We start from the raw sequence: 230 nt of genomic DNA on the forward strand, positions 1-230 counted from the left end.
CACCGTCCACAACGGCCCCGACGCGAAGGCGCCCGTGCTGCGGTCGACCGCCTACACCGCCAACGCCGCCGGCGACATCACCACCACCACCGCCACCGGTGCGGACGGCAGCAAGACAGCCACCACGCACCAGACCGACGCCGCGGGCCGCCTCACCGCCCTCACCACCGACGGCAAGACCACCGGCCAGACCTGGGATGCGGCCGGCAACCTCCTCACCGGCGCAGACG

At 73.9% G+C, this 230-nt stretch carries 1 protein-coding gene; it reads left to right on the forward strand.

Annotated elements, in window-relative coordinates; all coding sequences use genetic code 11:
• The coding region (locus IF89_RS40380) for a hypothetical protein (protein ID WP_043195231.1) at positions 1–230 on the forward strand (230 nt) is incomplete at both ends.

Origin of the sequence: Streptomyces sp. NRRL F-2664, assembly GCF_000719345.1 — a bacterium.
In the GTDB taxonomy this organism is placed as follows: Bacteria; Actinomycetota; Actinomycetes; order Streptomycetales; family Streptomycetaceae; genus Streptomyces.